2 protein-coding genes and 1 pseudogene are annotated in these 1,038 nt (G+C 65.3%); all 3 read right to left on the bottom strand.

Going from position 1 to position 1,038, the window contains the following annotated elements; all coding sequences use genetic code 11:
* Window positions 1-2: 2 nt before the first annotated feature.
* Window positions 3-323 carry a hypothetical protein gene (locus tag DY926_RS14990; RefSeq protein WP_241503254.1) on the bottom strand — a complete coding sequence of 107 codons (321 nt, stop codon included), beginning with the start codon at window positions 321-323 and terminating at the stop codon, window positions 3-5.
* A 75-nt stretch (window positions 324-398) separates the two neighbouring features.
* Complete coding sequence (locus DY926_RS14985; protein ID WP_116704098.1) at window positions 399-737, bottom strand: hypothetical protein; 339 nt, start codon at window positions 735-737, stop codon at window positions 399-401.
* Window position 738: 1 nt separating this feature from the next.
* A pseudogene (locus tag DY926_RS14980) lies at window positions 739-1,038 on the bottom strand (hypothetical protein); the annotation flags it as partial.

Below are 1,038 nucleotides of genomic sequence, written 5' to 3'. Positions count from 1 at the left end.
GATCAGCGGACGGGCTGGCCGGGCACGGTCTGGTGCGGGGCCTCCACCCTGGCCGCGACGGGCGGCGCGGTGGTCGGGGCCGGTTTCGTCTGGATTGCGGTTTTCAGGTCCGTGATGCCGGTCATGATCTTGGTCAGGGCTGCGTCCATGCCCGCAAGGTCAAGACTGGGGGCCGCGCGCTCCACGATGACCGGTACCAGCGTCTGGAGCAGGTTGCCCGCAAGCTGGATGTCGGCCTGTGCGGTGGCGGTGTCCTTCTTGCCCAGTGCGGTCTCGATCAGGGTTTCGAGGGCGGGAATGGCGGTGGTGCTGTCGTTTGCCATGTCTGGCGTCTCCATATGAAAAAACCGCCACGGGAGCGGTTGGGAAATCGGAATGGGTGGATCGGGGGCAGCCAGTCAGTCAGGCGGCGCCGCGCGTGCCGGTGGCTTGCCCGGCCGGGTGGACCCAAGGGGCACGTCAAGCTTCTGCTCGATTTCGTGCCGGGGCACGGTAGCGGGCACCATCGCGGCCTTTTTGCCCGGCTGGTAGGCGGGCAGGTTCCAGCCGCGTGCCTGGGCGATGGCAGTAACGATGGTCCAGACCAGCACCCATTTCGATGTTGGGTCCGGCGGCCGCCAGAACCGCGCGATCAGGGCGCAGGCCGAGATCAGGAACGACACGATGACCACGATGTCGCCGGCATACTGGGCCGGGAGCATCGAAAGGACATCCTGCAGGATCGAGGTGGGGTCCATGTCAGGCCTCAATGGCTTGCCGGAACAGGGCAACATGCTGCGGGTCCGCAGCGCCTGCACCCAGCGATGTGTTGTAAATCCGCTTCCACATGTCACACATGCCCGCCGCATCATCGGCGGCAGGCAGGGGATCAGGCGCGCGGTAGTATTTCAGCCGGGCCATGGCGCAGGCGTAGAAAGCATTGCCGACCATCTGATCCGAAGCAGGTGGCCAGTTACCCCGTGTGGACAGGAGCCTGCCCACCAGACTGCCCATCTGGCTGCCGGGCAGGAACGTCTTCCAGATGTCATCATGGGTAAA

Source organism: Komagataeibacter melaceti (assembly GCF_003403295.1).
In the GTDB taxonomy this organism is placed as follows: Bacteria; Pseudomonadota; Alphaproteobacteria; order Acetobacterales; family Acetobacteraceae; genus Komagataeibacter; species Komagataeibacter melaceti.
This window is presented reverse-complemented; position numbering and strand designations above follow the sequence as displayed.

Coding starts and splice junctions, on each gene's coding strand:
- DY926_RS14990 (WP_241503254.1), bottom strand. CDS start 323: ATGGCAAACGACAGCACCACCGCCATTCCCGCCCTCGAAACCCTGATC.
- DY926_RS14985 (WP_116704098.1), bottom strand. CDS start 737: ATGGACCCCACCTCGATCCTGCAGGATGTCCTTTCGATGCTCCCGGCC.